The sequence below is a fragment of the Mycolicibacterium sp. Y3 genome (assembly GCF_051188035.1).
GTDB lineage: Bacteria > Actinomycetota > Actinomycetes > Mycobacteriales > Mycobacteriaceae > Mycobacterium > Mycobacterium fluoranthenivorans.
In genome coordinates this window covers 1760677-1780826 of sequence record NZ_JAVQLT010000001.1, presented here as the reverse complement: position 1 = coordinate 1780826, position 20150 = coordinate 1760677, and the positions used below count along the sequence as shown (strand labels likewise).

Genomic DNA, 20150 nt, shown 5'->3' with positions numbered 1-20150 from the left:
ACCCCGTTTCGGCTCGAACGGTTTACGGCGTCAGCGCGGCGACCGGACCACCGGAGAGCTTCCGGTAGGCGTAGACGGTGATCAGCGACACCACCGGGTAGGCGACGATGAGGCCGACCAGGCACGCCAGCGTGCCGACGATGAAGATGCCGATCGTCGTCAGCCACGTCAGCGCCACCGGACCGAAATTGGCCTTGGCGATGTTGAAGCTGGTCGTGATGGCGTCGATACCGGACACGTTGCGATCCAGCACGATCACCGTGGTGAAGAACAGCATGATGGTCGCGATGATGCCGGGCACGATGCACAGCACGACCCCGATGGCGACGATGATGCCGGACACGACCGACGCGATGATCACGTTGCCCACGTTGCGCGGCTTGAAGAACGAACCGATCTCAACCTGTTGCCCATTGGCGATGTCGAGCATGCCGCCGATGTAGGCGGACTGCACCACCGCCGCGACGACCAGCATGACGATGCTGCCGATGATCGAGACGACCACGCCACCGACGCCCATCGAGACGCTCGCCGCGTAGCCACCGTCGTAGCTGGTGTAGCTGTCGGTGGTGGTGAACAGGCTCGAGATGAACTGGATGATGCCCTGCAGTACCGCGTACACCACGCCGAACACCAGCGTCGGCACGAGGATTGCGGCCGCGTTCTTGGTGAACTTGTTCCACGCCCAGGAGAACGCCTCGCCGACGCTGTATCCCTGACCGGGGCCGCCGAACGCCGGCGCACCCGGGTATCCGGGCGGCGGCGGTGCGTAACCACCCTGCGGTGGCGGCGGCGGGGGGTAACCCCCGGCCGGTGGCGGAGGGTAATTCCCTTGCGGCGGCGGATAGTTACCGGCCGGCGGGGGCGGGTACGCACCCGGTGCGGGCGGCGGCGGGTAACCGCCGGGGGCCGGCGGCGGCGGATAGCCACCCGGCGCGGGCGGCGGGTAGCCACCGGCGGGTGGGACGTTCTCCGGTGGCGGATATCCGCCCGGCGGGTAGTTGCCGGGCGGAGGTGGTGGCTGAGTCATAACACCCTCTCGTCAGTCGGTCGTTACGGTGAAACGCCGGTCCGCGCAGTGATTTCGCGGACCGGCGCTTCGGTTGAGCCTAGGTCAGAGCGGCAGACACACTGTCTTCATGATCTTGTCGGCCAGCGTCTGCCGCTTTGCGTCCCACAGCGGGAACAGGTACCCGATGTAGCAGATGAGGCCATCGACGATGTGCGCGAGCTGGCGCACGATCGACAGACCGAAACCGATTGGCTGGCCGGTACTCTCGCTGACCACCTTGAATTTCAGTATGCCCTTGCCGATGCTCGACCCGGTGGTGCCCTGCCGGTACCCGTAGTTCCATATCACATAGGCCAGCACCACCAATCCGGCGATGAAGACGGAGGCCTGACCGAGCGTCGAGGCTCCGGTGGCGCAGAAGTCGCCCAGGTCGTACTCGGAGGTATCGGTGACACACACGGTCTCCCGGGTGCCGAGGAGCAGTGCGTAACCGATGCCCTCGACGATGAACACCGGAATGAAGTCGATCAACCAGGCCAGCACACGAGTCAACCACGGCGTGTACGCGTCCTGCGGCAACCCACCGCCGAGAGCCGGTCCCCCGAATCCCGCACCGAAACCCGGACCTGATCCCCCGCCCGGCGGCGGAGGCGGCGGGAAGCCACCCTGCGGCGGAGGCGGATAACCACCACCGGGAGGCGGCGGGGGCGGCGGGTAATTTCCAGGCGGCGGTGGCGGAGGTGTGGTCATTGACGCCTTCCAAGGTGAGGAAATTAGCTGACTATGAGCGGTGTCACCCTACCTGAGAATTCGCCCGAAATGGATACCATAGCCATTTCTTCATCGCCCCGACATAACAACCGTGGCACGTCAATCATTAGCGTAAGTAATTGATTTCGCAGCTATCAAACTGCGGGGGGACGCCGCGTCTACCGGGGGAAACCGCCGTCGGAAAGCGATCCGAGAAGATCATGGCGGGTGAGCACACCGATCGGTTTGCCATCCTCGACAACCATCAGTGCGTCGTAATCGCGCAAAGTCTTGGCCGCGGTGCTGAGCAGTTCACCGGAGCCGATCAGTGGCAGCGGCGCGCCCATATGGTCGCCGACCGCGTCGGCCAACTTCGCCCGTCCCTCGAACACGGCGGAGAGCAGGTCCCGCTCGGATACGCTGCCGGCGACCTCGCCGGCCATCACGGGCGGTTCCGCACCGACGACGGGCATCTGCGACACCCCGTACTCACGCAGGATGTTGATCGCGTCACGGACGGTTTCCGACGGATGGGTGTGCACGAGATCCGGCAGCTCACCTGACTTGCGCCGCAAGATATGCCCGACCGTGACCTCTTCGATGGACCCATCCAGCCTGCTGCGCAGGAAGCCGTACGACGACATCCATGCATCGTTGAAAACCTTTGACAGGTAACCGCGCCCACCATCGGGCAGCAACACCACCACCACGGCGTCGGGGCCTTCCCGCTCGGCCACCCGCAGCGCCGCCACGACGGCCATCCCGCACGAACCACCGACCAGCAGGGCCTCCTCGCGGGCCAGCCGGCGGGTCATCTCGAAGGAATCCGCATCCGAGACCGCGATGATCTCGTCGGGCACGGTCGGGTCATACGCACTGGGCCAGAAGTCCTCACCGACACCCTCGACCAGGTACGGGCGCCCGGTGCCGCCCGAGTACACCGAGCCCTCCGGGTCGGCTCCGATGACCTTGACCCGTCCGCCGGACACCTCTTTGAGGTAACGGCCGGTTCCGGTGATGGTGCCACCGGTGCCGACGCCCGCCACGAAATGCGTGATCTTGCCGTCGGTGTCGGCCCAGATCTCCGGACCGGTGGTCTCGTAGTGGCTGGCCGGCCCGTTCGGGTTGGAGTACTGGTCGGGCTTCCACGCCCCGGGAACCTCCTCGACCAGCCGGTTGGAGACGCTGTAGTAGCTGTCCGGGTGGTCCGGCGGCACCGCCGTCGGGCACACCACGACCTCGGCGCCGTACGCGCGCAACACGTTCTGCTTGTCCTCGCTGACCTTGTCCGGGCAGACGAAGATGCACTTGTAGCCGCGCTGCTGCGCCACCAGCGCCAGACCGACTCCGGTATTGCCGGAGGTCGGTTCCACGATGGTGCCACCAGGTTTGAGGGCGCCGCTGGCCTCGGCCGCGTCGATCATCTTCACGGCGATGCGGTCCTTGGAACTGCCGCCCGGGTTCAGGTACTCGATCTTGGCGGCGACCAGTCCGGCGCCGTGCGGCACAACCGAGTTCAGCTGAACCAGCGGGGTGTTACCGATGAGGTCACTGATGTGCCTGGCGATGCGCATACATCCATCGTGTCAGGCCGCGCCATCAGTCACCAAGCGGGAGTCACCAGGTGGCTTCGCGAATGTACTCACCGATCTGGCGCAATGAGCGCGTCGCCTCGTTCACCAACGGCGAACACAACTGGAAGACGTGCATCTGGCCTGGCCAGACCCGCACCTCGACCGGTACGCCCTCGGCGGCCAGCATTCGGGCGGCCTTTCGCGCATCGTTGAGCAGAACCTCCGAACCCGACACGTGAATGAGCGTGCGGGGCAGCCCCGGCTCGATGTAGTCCAGGGGTTCGTACACCTCTTCCCCGGTCTTGTCCGCGGCCCTGCCGATCAGTTCGGCGAGTGCACCGAACGCGTGCGGCGGGAACATCGCGTCGCCGTCGAGATTCGGATGCTGTTCGCGGCCGGCGTTGTCGATCTCGAACAGGGGCGAGAGCGTCACCATCGCGGCAGGTTCTTCACCTTCGGCCAACAGCCGCTGAGCGAGCGCCAGCGAGAGGTAGCCACCGGCCGAATCGCCGGCCAGCACGATGTGCTCGGGCGCATAACCGGTCAGCCGCAGCCACCGGTAGGCGTCGTAGCAGTCATCGAGCGCTTCGCCGATCGAATGTTTGGGCAGCTTCCGGTAGTTCACGACGAACATCGGGCTGTCGGCGAACTTCGACAGGCTCTCCACCAGCCGGCCGTGCGTGTTCACACCGCACGACAGGAAGGCCCCGCCGTGCAGGTAGAGCACGACGCTGCGGTTACCGTCCGCCGGCAGCACCCCGTCGGCGCGGACCAGTTGCGCCGTGCAGTTCGGCAACGCGATGGTGGCACGCACGGTGCCGGCCGACGGCCGCAGGATTCGCGCGGCGAAGTCCACGATCCCGAACGGCCAGGGCAGCGTAGGAGCGTGGCAACCGATTGCCAGAACCGGCTTGATGGTCATCCGAGCGGCCAGTGAAGCGAGTCGGCCGGCGATGCTCGGACCGTCTTCGACGACCTCGACCGGGGCCCAGTCACTGACCGGGAATCGACGTACTCGATGGGCTCTAGCTGCACTGATAGCAGCACGAGAGGAGCCTGAGATCTCACTTGGTGCCGTCATCGCCACCACTTCCTACGCCGTTGTAGTGCCCGGATAAGTCTGGTTACTTAGCCAACCGGGGTAACTTAGCTTGCCACCGTCAATTTGTTCAACAAATCAAAGTGCCGATTTGGTGCCGCACTCGATACCGCAACGTGACCGTTCGGACAGCTTGAGCTCACTGACATCCGCGCCGAGGTCACTAAAATCAACCGGGTGGGCACACCCCGTCGGTCAACCATCGCTCTGGCGGCCGCGGCCGTCGCGTCAACGGGTTCGGCCTACGTCGGGGCTCGCACCCTGCTGACCGGACAAGCCGCCAAGACGCGGCAGGTCATCCCCAAATCCTGGGACGTGCCACCCCGCGCCGACGGCGTCTACCACCCCGGCGGCGGACCGGTCGAACGTTTTCAGCGCGGTGTCACCTTCGATCTGCACCTGATGGTCTTCGGCGATTCGACCGCCACCGGCTACGGCTCGCAGTCGGCCGAGGAGGTCCCGGGCGTGCGGATCGCCCGGGGGCTGGCAGAGCTGTCCGGCAAGCGGGTCCGGTTGAGCACGAAGGCGATTGTCGGGGCGACGTCCAAAGGGCTGTCCGGTCAGATCGACGCCATGTACGTGGCGGGTCCGCCGCCGGACGCGGCGGTCATCATGATCGGCGCCAACGACATCACCGCCGTCAACGGCATCGGTCCGTCGGCGCGCCGGCTGGAGTCGGCGGTGCGTCGCCTGCGTAACAGCGGCGCCGTCGTCGTCGTGGGTACCTGCCCGGATTTCGGTGTCATCTCCGCGATCCCGCAACCACTGCGCTGGTACACCCGCAGCCGCGGGCTGAGCCTGGCCCGCGCCCAGGCCGCGGCCGTGCGCGCGGCCGGCGGGGTGCCGGTGCCGTTCTCGGATCTGCTGGCACCGCATTTCCAGCAGGCACCCGACCGGCTGTTCTCGCCGGACGGCTACCACCCGTCCGGCGAGGGGTACGCCCTGGCAGCCGAACAGTTGCTGCCGGCGCTCTGCGACGCACTGGGTGAACACGATCCCGAGTCGCCGCTGCAGTCGGCGAACTCGATGTTCGGCCGGGTCAGCAGCCTGACCCGGCTGTGGCGGCGCACCACGGGCGTACCCGCACCGATCGTCGCTCCTGTCACGGGTTAGGTTCTGGGGGAAGCAACCCCTCCACCTCGGGAGCCAGAGGAGCCATCATGCCCGAAGCCGTCATCGTTGCCACTGCCCGTTCACCGATCGGCCGCGCCGTAAAGGGATCGCTGGCCACCATGCGTCCCGACGACCTGGCCGCCCAGATGGTGCGCGCGGTACTCGACAAGGTGCCCTCGCTGGACCCCCGGGACATCGACGACCTGATGATGGGCTGCGCGCAGCCCGCCGGTGAGGCCGGCTACAACATCGCGCGTGCGGTGGCCGTCGAACTCGGCTACGACTTCCTGCCGGGCACCACCGTGAACCGGTACTGCTCGTCCTCGCTGCAGACCACCCGGATGGCCTTCCACGCCATCAAGGCCGGCGAGGGTGACGTGTTCATCTCCGCCGGTGTCGAGACGGTGTCCCGCTTCGGCGTCGGCGCCGCCGACGGTGCGCCCAACAGCAAGAACGCCATGTTCGACGAGGCGCAGGCGCGCACGGCCAAGCAGGCCGAGGGCGCCACCGAGTGGCACGACCCCCGCGAAGACGGCCTCATCCCCGACGTCTACATCGCCATGGGCCAGACCGCCGAGAACGTCGCGAACTACACCGGCATCAGCCGCGAGGACCAGGACCACTGGGGCGTGCGGTCGCAGAATCGCGCGGAGGAGGCCATCAAGAACGGCTTCTTCGAGCGCGAGATCGTGCCGGTGACGCTGCCCGACGGCACCGTCGTGTCCACCGATGACGGTCCGCGCGCCGGCACCTCCTACGACAAGATCAGCCAGCTCAAGCCGGTGTTCCGGCCCAACGGCACGATCACCGCGGGCAACGCCTGTCCGCTCAACGACGGCGCCGCCGCCGTGGTCATCATGAGCGACACCAAGGCCAAGGAGCTGGGTCTGACCCCGCTGGCGCGGATCGTCTCCACCGGGGTGTCCGGGCTGTCGCCGGAGATCATGGGCCTGGGCCCGATCGAGGCCATCACCCGGGCATTGGCCAAGGCCGGCAAGACGATCTCCGATATCGACCTGGTCGAGATCAACGAGGCCTTCGCGGTGCAGGTGATCGGGTCCGCCCGCGAGCTCGGCATCGACGAGGACAAGCTGAACGTGTCCGGTGGCGCCATCGCCTTGGGTCACCCGTTCGGTATGACCGGCGCCCGCATCACCGCGACGTTGCTGAACAACCTGGCGACCTACGACAAGACCTTCGGTATCGAGTCGATGTGCGTCGGCGGCGGCCAGGGTATGGCGATGGTCGTGGAGCGACTTTCCTGACGCAGCATCCGAGACTGCGCTCAGATCGCGATTTCACCAGAACTCACGGTCTGAGCGCAGTGCCGATGCGCTCAGCGCAGACCCGATTGCCGTTGAGCGAGCGCGGCGCGCACTCGCCGCAGAACCTCCCGCGGATGGTCCTCGGAGACCACCCGGACAACGATCCAGCCGAGCCGCTCCAGTTCTGCGATGCGGCGGATGTCCTTGACGTATTGCCAACGCTCCGTCCGGTGTTGGTCACCGTCGTACTCGACGGCGATCATGAACTCCGGCCACCCCATGTCCAGATAGGCGAACACGTACCCGTCGTCGGCGAATACCGGGATCTGGGTCACCGGCGCCGGCAACCCGTCGTCGATCAGCAGTAATCGCAGCCACGTTTCCTTCGGCGACTGTGCGCCGGGGTCGACGAGTGCGACCACCCGCTCGAGCAAGCGAAGCCCCCGCACGCCAGGGTGGTACGACGCCACCTCGACGATGTCGTCGGGCCGACAACCCGCGGCTCGGCAGAGCGCATCGAGGGCGGCGACGGCGTGCTGGAGCGGGCCCCGTCTTCCCAGATCGAAGGCGGTCCGCTCCGGCGTGGTCACCGGCAGCCCCGCCACTTCGCACACCTCCTCCGTACGTAAGGACATCGCGCGCGTACGCACTCCTGCGGGCGCGCGGGCATTACCCCAGATCAGCTCCACCGGCGCTGCCGCGTCGATCCATTTCGCGCCGTGCAACGCCGCCGCGGTACGCCCGGCGACAACGCCCTGACGATGCGACCACAGCCACGCCGCCTTCGCGCGCAGTGCGGTCGTCAGCGTCAGGTCACGGCTCACGTAGACATTCGGCAGCACCGAGCGGAAGCCCGAACGCAGTTGATGCTTCTTCAGCGTGCCTGCCGCGACCGCCTCGCTGCCGAGGAAAGGCTCCGGGTAGAGGTTCATATTCGGCAGCTTCAACACCGATTCCGACACAAAGGGGCGTCGAGGTTGCACTCGGATCGCCGTCTGTGGATGAATCGCGATCTGTGTACACAACCGAATTCCTCAACGCAGCGCCGACGCGCCCATGACCACTCTCGGAACACCGCTGTCGGCGCACGCCACCCGGGTGATGCTGCTGGGTTCGGGTGAACTGGGCCGCGAAGTCCTGATCGCCTTGCAGCGCCTCGGCGTCGAGACCATCGCCGTCGATCGCTACGACCACGCGCCCGGCCATCAGATCGCGCATCACGCGCGCACCATCTCGATGACCGATCCCGATCAGCTCCGGGCGCTCATCGAAGCCGAGAAGCCTGACCTCGTGGTGCCCGAGATCGAGGCGATCGCGACCCCGACGCTGGAGGCGCTGGAGGCCGACGGCGTGGTGCGGGTGATCCCGACGGCGCGGGCGGCGCGGCTGACCATGGACCGCGAGGGTATTCGCCGGCTGGCCGCCGAAACCCTTGGGCTGCCGACCAGTCCGTACCGATTCTGCGATTCGCAGGACGAACTACAGGCCGCGATCGACGAGAGCATCGGCTATCCGTGCGTCGTCAAGCCGGTGATGAGCAGTTCGGGCAAGGGCCAGAGCAAGATCGACGGCCCGGATGACGTGGCCGCGGCGTGGGCCTACGCCATGTCCGGCAGCCGGGTGAGCAACACCCGCATCATCGTCGAGGGATTCGTCGATTTCGACTACGAGATCACGCTGCTGACGGTGCGGGCCGTCGATGGCACGCAGTTCTGCGAACCGATCGGACACAAACAGGTCAGCGGCGACTATGTCGAGAGCTGGCAGCCCCACCCGATGTCCGCCACCGCCCTCGAGCGTGCGCAGCACATCGCGCGCACGGTGACACAGGATCTGGGCGGGCAGGGCATCTTCGGTGTCGAGCTGTTCGTCAAGGGTGATCAGGTGTGGTTCAGCGAGGTCAGCCCGCGGCCGCACGACACCGGCATGGTGACCATGGTGACGCAGTGGCAGAACGAGTTCGAACTGCACGCCCGGGCCATCCTGGGCCTGCCGGTCGACACCTCGCTCAAGACGCCGGGGGCGAGCGCGGTGATCTATGGCGGCGTGGATGCCGAGGGCATCGTCTTCGACGGGGTGGACGACGCACTGCGGGTGCCACGCACCGACATTCGGCTGTTCGGTAAGCCGGAGAGTTTCGTGAAGCGCCGGATGGGTGTGGCGCTGGCCTACGACGCCGATGTGGACACCGCCCGCGCCAACGCCGTCCAGGCGGCAAGCCGGGTCACGCCCCGGTTGCCCTGAGTCGCGCGCCGCAACCCGGTGACATCAACGCGTGAAAAAGGGCGCCCACGCTGTGGACGCCCTTTCTCTCGCCGTCGCACTAGTCGTTGTTGAAGTAACTCAGCAGGCGCAGGATCTCGATGTACAGCCAGACCAGGGTGACGGTCAGGCCCAGGGCGATGCCCCACGCGGCCTTCTCCGGCGCACCGGCGCGGATCAGCTGGTCGGCGGAATCGAAGTCCACGAGGAACATGAAGGCCGCCAAGCCGATGCAGACCAGGGAGAAGACGATCGCGAGCGGGCCACCGCTACGCAGGCCGAAACCCTCGCCGCCGCCGACACCGAAGAGCGCGAGCACCATGTTCAGCAGCGCGATCGCCACGACACCGAACATCGCGGCCACCAGCATCCGGGTGAACTTGGGCGTCACCCGTATCGCTCCGGTCTTGTAGACCACCAACATGCCGACGAAAACGCCCACCGTGCCGAAGACCGCCTGCGCGATCATTCCGGGGCCGCCGGTGGAGACCAGGTTGGCGAACAGGAAGGACGCCGCGCCGAGGAACAGACCTTCCAATGCGGCGTAGCTCAGCACGATGGCCGGGTTGTCCTGCTTGCGACCAAACGTCGCGATCATCACCAGCGCAAAGCCACCGAGACCGCCGATCGCCACGAACGGCATCATCAGTCCGTAGTTCTGCGACACGAGGAAGTACGACAGGACGCCGACGACCGTCACCACGGCCAGGGTGATACCGGTCTTGGTGACGACATCATCGATGGTCAGTGGCCGCGAGACGCCGCGCTGCTGATCCGGGTACGGCGTGACATAGGGATCCGCGTGTACCTGCTGCGCACCGAAGCTCGCGGCTCCGGTACCGAATTGCGCGTATCCGCCCTGCTCTTTCGGCAGGGAGCGGAATACCGGGTTGCTGCTCTCGCGCACCGTAGGTCCTCTCCTGTGCTGTAGGTCCGGCGTTCCCGGACGTACGATCAACGATCAAGTCCTCCGACAGGTTCCCGAGACGCTGATAAGACTCTCAGGAAACGTCCAGGATTGATCTTGGTCAAACCCTACCCGTCGCTGCATCCGCTGGGGCGACGAACTAGATTGCAATCGTGACCGAAAACGAGGACATCCTAGTAAGTGTCCGCAATGGTGTCGGCATCCTGACCTTGAACCGGCCCAGAGCGATCAACTCCCTCAACGACGTCATGGTCGCCGGTATCGCGCGGGCACTGACCGACTGGGAACACGACGATGCCATCACGGCTGTCCTGCTCACCGGGGCCGGCGAACGGGGGCTGTGCGCGGGCGGCGACGTGGTCGCCCTCTATCACTCCGCCTTGGCGGGCGGCGCGGCGGCGCGCTCGTTCTGGTGGGACGAGTACCTGCTCAACGCGCACATCGGCCGGTTCGCCAAGCCGTATGTCGCCTTGATGGACGGCATCGTGATGGGCGGCGGCGTCGGTGTCGCCGCGCACGGCAACGTCCGGGTGGTCACCGAGAAGACCAAGATGGGCATGCCGGAGGTCGGCATCGGCTTCATCCCCGATGTCGGTGGCACCTACCTGTTGTCCCGCGCCCCCGGCCGGCTCGGCCTGCATGCCGCCCTGACCGGTGCACCGTTCTCCGGCGCGGACGCCATCGCGATGGGCTTCGCCGACCATTTCGTCCCGCATGATCGCCTCGCCGACTTCGCCGAGGCCGTCATCGCCGACGGGCACGAAGATGCACTGCGCTCCTACGCCGAGGAGCCGCCGGCCAGTGAGCTGCTCGCCCAGCGGCATTGGATCGACAGCTGCTACGCCGGCGATACGGTCGCCGAGATCCTCACCGACCTGCGCGGTCACGATGAGCAGGCCGCGCGCGACGCGGCCGACCTCATCGCCACCCGTTCGCCCATCGCGCTGTCGGTCACGCTGACCGCCGTGCGCCGCGCCGAGCACCTGCACTCGCTGGAAGAGGTGCTGCAACAGGAGTACCGGGTCTCGGTGGCCTCGGTGGCCTCCCACGATTTCGTCGAGGGCATCCGCGCCCAACTCGTCGACAAGGACCGCAATCCGACATGGTCGCCGGCCACCCTGGAGCTCTGCGACGATGCGGCGGTCGACGCGTACTTCGCCGCCGCCCATCCTGATCTGACGTTCTGAACAAGGAGATCTGATGACTGACTACGAGACCATCCTGGTGACCCGCGCGGGCCGCGTCGGCACCATCACGCTGAACCGGCCCAAGGCGCTCAACGCCCTCAACAGCCAAGTGATGCACGAAGTCACCACGGCCGCAGCCGAATTCGATGCCGATGCGGGTATCGGCGCGATCATCGTGACCGGCAGCGAGAAGGCCTTCGCCGCCGGTGCCGATATCAAGGAGATGGCCGACCTGTCCTTCGCCGACGTCTACTCGTCGGACTTCTTCGCCCTGTGGGGCAAGTTCGCCGCCACTCGCACCCCCACCATCGCCGCGGTCGCCGGCTACGCGCTCGGCGGCGGCTGCGAGCTGGCCATGATGTGCGACCTGCTGATCGCCGCCGACACCGCGAAATTCGGCCAGCCGGAGATCAAGCTCGGCGTGCTGCCGGGGATGGGCGGCAGCCAGCGCCTCACCCGGGCCATCGGCAAGGCCAAGGCGATGGATCTGATCCTCACCGGCCGCACCATCGACGCCGCCGAGGCCGAGCGCAGCGGACTGGTGTCCCGGGTAGTGCCCGCCGACACCCTGCTCGAGGAGGCCAACGCCACTGCGGCGACCATCGCCGGGATGTCGCTGTCGGCGGCGCGGATGGCCAAGGAAGCGGTCAACCGGGCCTTCGAATCGACGCTCGCCGAGGGCCTGCTCTACGAGCGTCGGTTGTTCCACTCGGCCTTCGCCACCGACGACCAGACCGAAGGCATGAACGCGTTCACGGAGAAGCGCGCACCGAATTTCACGCATCGCTAAAGTCAAGCGGTGACCGACACCGCCCTCGAAGCCCCGCCGGAACCTGCAGCCAAGCGGGCCTGGTGGATTCGGCATTACACCTTCTTCGGCACGGCCACCGGCCTGGTGTTCATCTGGCTGTCGATGACACCGTCGCTGCTGCCGCGCGGCCCGCTGTTCCAGGGGCTGGTCAGCGGAGCGGCCGGCGCGATCGGCTACCTGTTCGGCGTCTTCGGCGTCTGGCTGGTTCGGTACATGCGGTCCAGGGACACCAGCCCGCCGGCCCCGAGCTGGGCGTGGAAGGTGCTCATCGTGGTCGGCATCCTCGGCCAGATCGCGGCCGTCGTCTGGTTCCACGTGTGGCAGGACGATGTTCGCGATCTGTTCGGGGTGCCGCGGCTGACCTTCTGGGACCACCCGCTCACGGCGGTGCTGTCCATCGTCTTCCTGTTCGCATTCGTCGAACTCGGCCAGCTGGTCGACAAGCTGGTGCACTTCCTGGTGCGCCAGCTGGAACGGATCGCGCCACCACGGGTGTCCGCGACGGTGGCGGTGGGTCTGCTGCTGGCACTGTTCATCGCACTGCTCAACGGTGTGGTGGTGCGGTTCGCGATGTCCACCATCAACAACACCTTCGAGTCGGTGAACAACGAGGCTGATCCCGACAATGCCGCTCCCGCAACACCATTGCGCTCAGGCGGCCCGCAGTCACTGGTCAGCTGGTCATCGCTGGGTCATCAGGGCCGGGTCTTCGTGTCCGGCGGGCCGTCGGTCGAGGATCTGTCGAAGTTCAACGGCGCCAAGGCGACCGAGCCCATCCGGGCCTACGCCGGGCTGAATTCGGCCGAGGGGATCAAGGCGATCGCGAAGAAGGCCGCCGAGGAACTCCGGCGCGCCGGCGGCCTGGACCGCAAGGTCATCGCGGTGGCGACCACCACCGGGACCGGCTGGATCAACGAGGCCGAGGCCACGGCACTGGAATACATGTACAACGGCGACACCGCAATCGTGTCGATGCAGTATTCGTTCCTGCCCAGCTGGATCTCGTTCCTGGTGGACAAGGAGAACGCCCGCCAGGCCGGCCAGGCACTGTTCGAAGAGGTCGACGCGATGGTGCGCGAACTACCCGAGAACAAGCGACCCAAACTCGTGGTGTTCGGCGAGAGCCTGGGCTCCTTCGGCGGTGAAGCACCGTTCCTGGCCCTGAACAACCTGATCGCCCGCACCGACGGTGCGCTGTTCTCCGGCCCGACGTTCAACAACACCATCTGGACCGACCTGACCATCAACCGCGACGAGGGATCACCGCAGTGGCTGCCGATCTACGACAAGGGTGAGAACGCCCGGTTCGCCGCCCGGCCGGACAACCTGAACCGGCCCGCCGATCCATGGGGGCACCCGCGGGTGGTGTACCTGCAGCACGCGTCCGATCCGATCGCCTGGTGGAATCCCGATCTGCTGTTCGCCAAACCCGATTGGCTCAGAGAGCCTCGCGGCTATGACGTTTCGCCTCGGATGGAGTGGATCCCGGTGGTGACGTTCCTGCAGGTGTCAGCCGATATGGCGGTCGCGGTCGACGTACCGGACGGGCACGGCCACGTCTATGTGCGCGATGTCGCCAACGCGTGGGCGGCCGTACTGCAACCACCCGGCTGGACCCCGGCCAAGACCGAACAGCTACGGCCGCTGCTGCGCTCCGGCGAATGAGGCCGCAGCCAGGGCGTGATAGCCGCCGATGACGTCGGTGGCCCGGTGCAGCCCCAGATCCTGCAGGGCTGCGGCGGCCAGGCTGGAGGTGTAGCCCTCCGAGCACAGCACCACCCACTCGACGTCGTCGTCGACCGCCTGCGGCAGCCGGGCGTCACTGGTGGGGTCGGCGCGCCACTCCAGCACATTGCGCTCGATCACCAGAGCGCCTGCCACCTCGCCCTCGGCGGCACGCTGGGCGGCGGGCCGGATGTCGACGAGCACGGCGCCGCGTTCCAGCGCCGCGGGCACCTCGTCGGCGGGCAGGCGGTGCAGTCGCGACCGTGCGGCGGCGAGTACCTCATCGATTCGGCTCATGTCATCCTTCGGGTGCGTCGGTCAGTTCGGTCCGGTTGCGACGCAGGGTCTGCTTGTCGGTGACCTCGTAGTAGGACATCGCCGTCAGCGGCGGCGAGTAGGCGTGCACGCTGAGCGTGACCGGAGCGGCCGGAACACCGGCAAATCCCCCGGTCGCTACGCCCTCCCCCGCAAGCGGGTGGTGCCCCCAGCCCGCCGCCGCGGGTGCCCACACCACATCGTGCACCCACCCGAGCGGAAAGGCCGCCTGGTCCCCCGCCCGCAACCGCCTGCGCTTGAAGGCCTGACCGTCCCACCGGGTCTCGTTCAGTGCACCCGACACCACCGTCAGCGCGCCCAGCGAGCCACCGTGATCATGCAGTTCGGTGGAGCGGTCCGGGACCCAGCTGATCAACCAGATATCGAGCTCGTCATCGCCATGGAGTCGGCTGTACCAGCGCTCGTCGGTCGGTGGACCGCCCACGGGCAGCAACCGGTCATACCTGCCGGACAGCACATCGTCGGCGCAGCGGTCGGTCGCGTTCAGCAGATCCGGCAGCCGCAGGCGGGTGGGCGCGGAGACCGCGGGCGGGGCGACGAGCGCTGCGGCAGAGGCAGAAACCATGGGTGACTCCAAAAAGGGAACGGTTGATGGGCGTGCGTGCTGGTGCCGTCAGACAGCAAGCGCGCAACAACAGCCCCGAAAACCGGTCCCCTCCGTCACGGCCGCGAGTGTTGCATAGATTGGAAACATGCGCAGCTACCCGATTCTGGTGTTCGCGGCCGCAACAGTCGCCCTGGCCGGTTGTTCATCGCACCCCGAGGCCCCGACCGCGTCGAGCCCGGCCACCGCCACGTCGATCTCGGAGCCGCCGCCGTTACCGCAGGAAGCGCCATTGCACGCGGGGGCCGTCGCGGTCTCGCCCGGCGGGGTCACCACCGCCGTCGACGTGCCCTCCGATGCCACGGAATCGCAGTACGGGCAGGCCTGCCACGCTGCCAAGCTCTGGCTCGACGAGCAGCGCGCCGAACCGCGCACCCTGGTCGAGGACTATCTGAAGACCCTGCAGGCACCCGAGGCCGACGGTCCGGGCAGCTTCAACACCCCGTGGGTGCAGCTCACCCCGGCGCAGCAGGCCGGCGTCATCATGGCGGCAAACGCCGCCGCCAACGGTGAGTGCGGCTGAGGTTCGAATCAGGCCGAGCCGAAAGCCCCTTGCACGATCCGTTCCCGGCCCCGCGCCGGTGTGACGGCCGCCCACCTGCCTGGGGTTGTACCCGCTGCCGCGATCTGCCCGAATACGGCAGGATGACGGTGTGGACTTCCGTAATCGCACTGCACTGATCACCGGCGCCAGCGGCGGAATCGGTGAAGAGTTCGCCCACCAGCTCGCCGGTCTCGGAGCCGACCTGGTGCTCGTCGCACGCCGGGCGGACAAGCTGGAGGAGCTGCGGGCAACGCTGTCGCGCAGCACGCCGGGCATTCGGATCGACGTGCTCGCCGCCGATCTGTCCCTGCCGGGGTCGGGGGCACAGCTGGCCGCGCAGGTCGAGGCCCTCGGCCGGAAGGTCGACGTGCTGATCAACAATGCCGGTGTCGGGTCGCACGGCGAGTTCGTCAAGCTGGACCCGGATGCGCTGGCCGCGCAGATTCAGCTGAACTGCGGCACCCTGGTCGATCTGACGGCGCGGTTCCTGCCGTCGATGGTGCGGACGGGCACCGGCTTGGTGATCAACGTCGCGTCCACCGCGGCGTTCCAGCCGACCCCCACCATGGCCGTCTACGGTGCCACCAAGGCGTTCGTGCTGTCCTTCACCGAGGCGCTGTGGCAGGAGACCAAGGGCAGCGGGGTGCGGGTGCTGGCGCTGTGCCCGGGTGCCACCGAGACCGAGTTCTTCGCCCGCACCGGAAAGCAATTCATGACCCGTGGGCGCCAGACCTCCCGACAGGTCGTCGACACGGCGCTGGCCGCCGTGGACAAATCGGGCCCCACCGTCATCTCGGGGCTGGCCAACACGGTGCTGGCGGCGAGCGCGCGGTTGTTGCCGGGCCGGCTGCTGGCACCGGTGGCGCAGCGGATCATGAAGGAGTCCTGAGCGCCGATGCGGATCGCCCTTGCGCTCGGCAGCGGAGGTGCCCGCGGCTACGCGCACATCGGGGTCATCAACGAGCTGCAGGACCGCGGGTACGAGATCGTCGGGATCGCCGGGTCGTCGATGGGCGCCCTCGTCGGCGGCCTGTATGCAGCCGACAAGCTTGACGAATTCGCCACCTGGGCAAGCTCTTTGACGCAGCGAGCGGTGCTGCGGCTGCTGGACCCCTCGATCAGCTCACCCGGGGTGCTGCGGGCGGAGAAGATCCTCGACGCGGTGCGCGAGATCCTCGGCGACGTCACCATCGAGGAGCTGCCGATCCCGTACACCGCGGTATCCACCGATCTGATCGCCGGTAAATCGGTGTGGATGCAGCGCGGTCCGCTCGTTGACGCGATCCGGGCCTCCATCGCGATCCCCGGCATCTTCACCCCGCATGTGGTGGACGGCCGGCTGCTGGCCGACGGCGGCATCCTGGACCCGCTGCCGATGGCGCCCATCGCGGCGGTCAACGCCGATCTCACCATCGCGATCAGCCTGTCGGGCGCGGATCCGGCGGCCCGGCTCAGGGAGCCGGAAGGGCCCCGGCCGACCGCCGAGTTTCTGGGCCGGATGTGGCGCAGCACAACGGCATTGCTGGACACCACCGCCGCCCAGCGGGTGCTGGAGACCCCGGCCGCGCGTTCCGTGCTGAGCCGCTTCAGCAGTGTCGACTCCGAACCGCCCGACGATACCGGGGTGCCCCGCCTGGGCAGCTTCGAGATCATGAACCGCACCATCGACATCGCCCAGGCCGCGCTGGCCCGGCACACGCTGGCGGCGTATCCCCCCGACCTGCTGATCGAGGTGCCGCGCACGGCATGTCGCAGCCTGGAATTCCATCGTGCCGATGAGGTCATCGAGATCGGTCAGGAACTCGCCGCCGCCGCGCTGGCCGTCCTGGACTGATACCGACTCGGCCGGTCAGTGCGACAGGAATTCCGCGACCGCCCCCGCGACCCGCCTGCCCTGCGCCCGGCCCGCGACCGCAGACGGTCGCCGGCATGCCGGGTCCAACGGATTGCGCCCGAAAGCGGTCAGCGCCTCGTCATCGGCGTACACCGTCAAGGTGCGGCCGGCGAACGCGGCGATCTCGCCGGCCGTCCCGGTACCGAACGGGGACGGTGCGAACTCGGCGGCGGGCACCAGCACCACCACGGCGTCGCAGTCCGCGGCGGCGGCGGTGTTGACGCTGCTACCCACCCCGCCGTCCATATAGCGCCGGTCCCCGATGGTCACCGGCGGCCAGGCACCGGGCACCGCGCAACTGGCCGCGACGGCATCGACCAGCGGCACCCCCGATTGCGGGGTGAACACCACGAGTTCCCCGGTGTCGACGGGAATCGCGGTGATCCGCAGATCGCGATCCGGCCAGTCGTGCGAGGGCAGCCGGTGCGCGATCACCTCGCGGCGCACCGCCTCGGGCACGGTGTCGGTGGCCAGCGCGATCGCCCCGATCCGCCGCAACCGCTCCTGGGGGTTGCCCGGCTCGCTGAGCGCGCTCATGAACACCGTCGAGATCTGGTCGATGTCGACACCGGAATCGATCTCATGCGACTGGTCGGCGATCTGACGGGCGAAGAGTTCAGCCAGCGCCGCACCGCTGCCCAGCGCGGCGGCGACCGCCGACCCGGCGGAGGTGCCCAGCAGCACGTCGGAACCCACCAGCGCCGCCGCGGTGTCCGGGGATTCGTCGGCGATACCGGTGAGCACCCCGGTCTCCCAGGCGATACCCGCCAATCCGCCACCGGCAAGGATCAAGCCACGTTTCACGAGCACTGAGTCTGCCAGCACAGGCGTGTGTTCTACCCAATTCTCCGACGCTCGTCCGTCATGATGGCAGCATGACAAACGCGACGATGCGGGCCCAGCGGTTCTACGCGGAAACCAAAACCATTGCGGTGGAGGATGTTCCGATTCCCGAACCGGGCCCAGGCGAAGTTTTGGTCAAGGTCGCGTTCTGCGGGATCTGCCATTCTGACCTGAGTTTGATCAACGGCACCTTCCCGGCCCAGATCCCGGTGGTGACCCAGGGCCATGAGGCCTCGGGCACCGTCGCCAAACTCGGCCCCGGTGTGACCGGCTGGGCCGAGGGCGACCGGGTGGTCGTCGCCGCTGGCCGGCCGTGCCTGGACTGCGTGAACTGCCGCCGCGGCGACGTGAGCAACTGCCTGCGGATCCGGTTGATGGCCTTCGCCTATGACGGGGCCTGGGCGCAGTACACCGTCGCGCAGGCCTTCGGACTGACCCGGGTGCCCGACAACGTGCCGCTGGAACAGGCCGCCATCCTGGCCGACGCGGTGTCGACGCCGTTCGGCGCGGTGGTGCGCACCGGCAAGGTCGGTATCGGGGAGTCGGTCGGTGTCTGGGGCGTCGGCGGGATCGGCACTCACATCGTGCAATTGGCCCGGCTGGTCGGCGCGGCGCCGATCATCGCGGTCGACATCAAACCCGCCGTGCTGCAACGCGCCCTGGAGTTGGGCGCCGACCATGCCTTCGACGCCCGCGATGACGCGCTGCACGACAAGATCGCCGAAGTCACCGGAGGCCGCGGACTGGACGTCGCCTTCGACGCGGTCGGGGTGTCCTCGACGTTCGACCAGGCGCTGGCCAATCTCACCGTCGGCGGCCGGTTGGTCGGGGTCGGGATGAGCGCCGACGCGCCGACCATCGGGCCCACCTCGATGTTCAACCTGACCAAACGCCAAGTCCTGGGCCACCTCGGCTATCAGAACGCCGATATCGGCACCCTGGCCAAGCTGGTCTCGCTGGGCCGACTGGATCTGCACCGCTCGATCAGCGATATCGTGTCGCTGGAGGACGTGGCCAAGGGTATCGAGAAGTTGCACCACGCCAACGGTGACCCGATCCGGATCCTGGTGGAGCCCTGGCTCGAATGACGGTGGTGGAGCCCTGGCTCGAATGACGGTGGTGGAGCCCTAGCTCAGATGCGGTGCCGCCCGGCCCGCGATGAGCGGCAGATCCAGATAGGTGGCGATACCGGGAGCCGCCGCGCACACCGCGGGTACCGAGTTCACGCAATGCGCGGCGGTACCGACCACACCGGACTCCACCTCGTCGCCCGGCTCGCCCTGGAATCCGCGCACCACGACGGTGAAGTCGGGATTACCCCGCACCGCCATCTCGTAGCGCTGCCCCTCCGGGCCGAAAGTCCATGCGGGATCGAGGTTCTCCTCCCCCATCAGCCAGTTGACCGTGATGCGCACCACCGGTTCGCCGTCGACCTGGGCTTCCCAGTGGAACCGGCGGGCGGCGACCTGACCGGGTGCGATATCGCCGATCGGCGAGGCGATCGGCGCGGTGGCCACCGCCACCTCCTGGGACGTGACGACGCGCGGGTCGGCGCGGAAACCGAGCTTGTCGGTGCACATCCGGATCGCCTGGATGAATCCGCCGTCGAGCATCTTCTGCATCGGGCCGCTCATCGCCTTGTCCGGGGTGTCGCCGAAGCCCATCACGTGGCGCAGTACGTCGGGTGCGTCGTAGGTGCGCAGATCGGAAAACTCTTCGGCGCGAACGAAGGTCACTCCGGTGGACAGCGCCGACAGCAGCAGCGGGTACTTCTCGCTGAAGCCGCCGGGCGCGATACCGGTGCCGTGCAGAGTCACCCCACCCTCGAGAGCCGCGGCCCGCAGCGGCGCGGCCTGTTTCTCGCTCGGGTACAGCCAGCCCACCGGGGTGACGACGTTCTTGCCCGATCGCAGGAGTTCGGACACCTCCTCGGCGTTCGGCAGCAGCGGCGCGTAGATGAGCGCGTCGGCGTCGAGCGCCAGGATGTCCTCGACCCGGTTGGTGGCGGCCACTCCCAGGGGAGCGCTGCCGATGAGGTCCCCGATATCGCGACCGTTCTTGGCTTCCGAGTGCACCCACGCGCCGGCGAGCTCGAGATCGGGATGTTCGAGGATGCCCTTCATGGCGGCCATCCCCACTCCGCCGGTGGCCCACTGCACCACGCGCAACGCCATTGTCGCTCCCTTCCGCATGCAAGAACTAG

20 protein-coding genes are annotated in these 20150 nt (G+C 67.5%); 10 read left to right on the top strand and 10 right to left on the bottom strand.

Translation table 11 applies throughout. The features are described 5' to 3' along the window. Nucleotides 1-22 precede the first annotated feature (22 nt). The 4 genes from QN239_RS08780 to QN239_RS08765 form a co-directional block, all read right to left on the bottom strand. Nucleotides 23-1030: a DUF2189 domain-containing protein gene (locus QN239_RS08780; protein WP_090362627.1), complete on the bottom strand. Its 1008-nt coding sequence runs from the start codon at nucleotides 1028-1030 to the stop codon at nucleotides 23-25. 84 nt (nucleotides 1031-1114) lie between these two features. Then, a complete protein-coding gene (locus QN239_RS08775) occupies nucleotides 1115-1762 on the bottom strand; it encodes an Rv1078 family RDD domain-containing protein (protein WP_499009587.1) in 648 nt (215 codons plus the stop codon). 179 nt (nucleotides 1763-1941) lie between these two features. Beyond that, nucleotides 1942-3336: a cystathionine beta-synthase gene (locus QN239_RS08770; protein WP_090362621.1), complete on the bottom strand. Its 1395-nt coding sequence runs from the start codon at nucleotides 3334-3336 to the stop codon at nucleotides 1942-1944. Nucleotides 3337-3379: 43 nt separating this feature from the next. Beyond that, nucleotides 3380-4417 carry an alpha/beta hydrolase fold domain-containing protein gene (locus tag QN239_RS08765; protein ID WP_090362780.1) on the bottom strand — a complete coding sequence of 346 codons (1038 nt, stop codon included), beginning with the start codon at nucleotides 4415-4417 and terminating at the stop codon, nucleotides 3380-3382. Between the two features lie 195 nt (nucleotides 4418-4612). Between QN239_RS08765 and QN239_RS08760 the strand changes: the two genes are divergently transcribed. Beyond that, nucleotides 4613-5548 (top strand): SGNH/GDSL hydrolase family protein, encoded by a 936-nt coding sequence (locus QN239_RS08760; RefSeq protein WP_499009584.1) that lies wholly within the window; start codon nucleotides 4613-4615, stop codon nucleotides 5546-5548. A 47-nt stretch (nucleotides 5549-5595) separates the two neighbouring features. Beyond that, the gene (locus QN239_RS08755) at nucleotides 5596-6813 is read left to right on the top strand and encodes an acetyl-CoA C-acetyltransferase (RefSeq protein ID WP_499009582.1); all 1218 of its coding nucleotides are present in this window, start codon (nucleotides 5596-5598) and stop codon (nucleotides 6811-6813) included. A 71-nt stretch (nucleotides 6814-6884) separates the two neighbouring features. On the opposite strand, the gene QN239_RS08750 is transcribed toward QN239_RS08755, so the two are convergent. Further along, nucleotides 6885-7745: a type IV toxin-antitoxin system AbiEi family antitoxin gene (locus QN239_RS08750; protein ID WP_499009580.1), complete on the bottom strand. Its 861-nt coding sequence runs from the start codon at nucleotides 7743-7745 to the stop codon at nucleotides 6885-6887. 124 nt (nucleotides 7746-7869) lie between these two features. Here QN239_RS08750 and purT point away from each other — a divergent pair, with 124 nt between their 5' ends. Beyond that, the gene (gene purT / locus QN239_RS08745) at nucleotides 7870-9057 is read left to right on the top strand and encodes a formate-dependent phosphoribosylglycinamide formyltransferase (RefSeq protein ID WP_499009578.1); all 1188 of its coding nucleotides are present in this window, start codon (nucleotides 7870-7872) and stop codon (nucleotides 9055-9057) included. Between the two features lie 79 nt (nucleotides 9058-9136). On the opposite strand, the gene QN239_RS08740 is transcribed toward purT, so the two are convergent. Next, complete coding sequence (locus QN239_RS08740; protein ID WP_499009577.1) at nucleotides 9137-9982, bottom strand: Bax inhibitor-1/YccA family protein; 846 nt, start codon at nucleotides 9980-9982, stop codon at nucleotides 9137-9139. Between the two features lie 173 nt (nucleotides 9983-10155). On the opposite strand from QN239_RS08740, the gene QN239_RS08735 reads away from it, so the two are divergent. From QN239_RS08735 to QN239_RS08725, 3 genes are read left to right on the top strand one after another with little or no spacing between them, the layout of a single operon-like run. After that, entirely contained in the window at nucleotides 10156-11190 is a 1035-nt protein-coding gene (locus QN239_RS08735; protein ID WP_499009576.1) for an enoyl-CoA hydratase/isomerase family protein, read from the top strand. Between the two features lie 13 nt (nucleotides 11191-11203). Then, entirely contained in the window at nucleotides 11204-11980 is a 777-nt protein-coding gene (locus tag QN239_RS08730) for an enoyl-CoA hydratase (RefSeq protein WP_499009574.1), read from the top strand. A 9-nt stretch (nucleotides 11981-11989) separates the two neighbouring features. Further along, nucleotides 11990-13666 (top strand): alpha/beta hydrolase, encoded by a 1677-nt coding sequence (locus QN239_RS08725; protein WP_499009573.1) that lies wholly within the window; start codon nucleotides 11990-11992, stop codon nucleotides 13664-13666. On the opposite strand, the gene QN239_RS08720 is transcribed toward QN239_RS08725, so the two are convergent. Next, complete coding sequence (locus QN239_RS08720) at nucleotides 13637-14023, bottom strand: rhodanese-like domain-containing protein (protein WP_499009571.1); 387 nt, start codon at nucleotides 14021-14023, stop codon at nucleotides 13637-13639. The two genes, QN239_RS08725 and QN239_RS08720, sit on opposite strands and share 30 nt — an antisense overlap. A 1-nt stretch (nucleotide 14024) precedes the next feature. Then, nucleotides 14025-14627 (bottom strand): cupin domain-containing protein, encoded by a 603-nt coding sequence (locus tag QN239_RS08715; protein WP_499009570.1) that lies wholly within the window; start codon nucleotides 14625-14627, stop codon nucleotides 14025-14027. Nucleotides 14628-14754: 127 nt separating this feature from the next. Between QN239_RS08715 and QN239_RS08710 the strand changes: the two genes are divergently transcribed. The 3 genes from QN239_RS08710 to QN239_RS08700 all read left to right on the top strand — a co-directional run bounded on the left by QN239_RS08710 (nucleotide 14755) and on the right by QN239_RS08700 (nucleotide 17044). Beyond that, nucleotides 14755-15189, top strand: coding sequence for a lipoprotein LpqV (locus QN239_RS08710; RefSeq protein ID WP_499009568.1), 435 nt, complete (start codon nucleotides 14755-14757; stop codon nucleotides 15187-15189). Nucleotides 15190-15319: 130 nt separating this feature from the next. Then, entirely contained in the window at nucleotides 15320-16099 is a 780-nt protein-coding gene (locus tag QN239_RS08705; RefSeq protein ID WP_499009566.1) for an SDR family NAD(P)-dependent oxidoreductase, read from the top strand. A gap of 6 nt (nucleotides 16100-16105) precedes the next feature. Beyond that, a complete protein-coding gene (locus QN239_RS08700) occupies nucleotides 16106-17044 on the top strand; it encodes a patatin-like phospholipase family protein (RefSeq protein WP_499009564.1) in 939 nt (312 codons plus the stop codon). A gap of 15 nt (nucleotides 17045-17059) precedes the next feature. Here the strand turns inward: QN239_RS08700 and QN239_RS08695 are convergent, their stop codons facing one another. Beyond that, the gene (locus QN239_RS08695; protein ID WP_499009563.1) at nucleotides 17060-17914 is read right to left on the bottom strand and encodes a patatin-like phospholipase family protein; all 855 of its coding nucleotides are present in this window, start codon (nucleotides 17912-17914) and stop codon (nucleotides 17060-17062) included. Between the two features lie 65 nt (nucleotides 17915-17979). Between QN239_RS08695 and QN239_RS08690 the strand changes: the two genes are divergently transcribed. After that, nucleotides 17980-19035, top strand: coding sequence for a zinc-binding dehydrogenase (locus QN239_RS08690; protein WP_499009560.1), 1056 nt, complete (start codon nucleotides 17980-17982; stop codon nucleotides 19033-19035). Nucleotides 19036-19074: 39 nt separating this feature from the next. Here QN239_RS08690 and QN239_RS08685 read toward each other — a convergent pair whose 3' ends face one another. Further along, entirely contained in the window at nucleotides 19075-20121 is a 1047-nt protein-coding gene (locus QN239_RS08685; protein ID WP_499009559.1) for an NAD(P)H-dependent amine dehydrogenase family protein, read from the bottom strand. Nucleotides 20122-20150 lie beyond the last annotated feature (29 nt).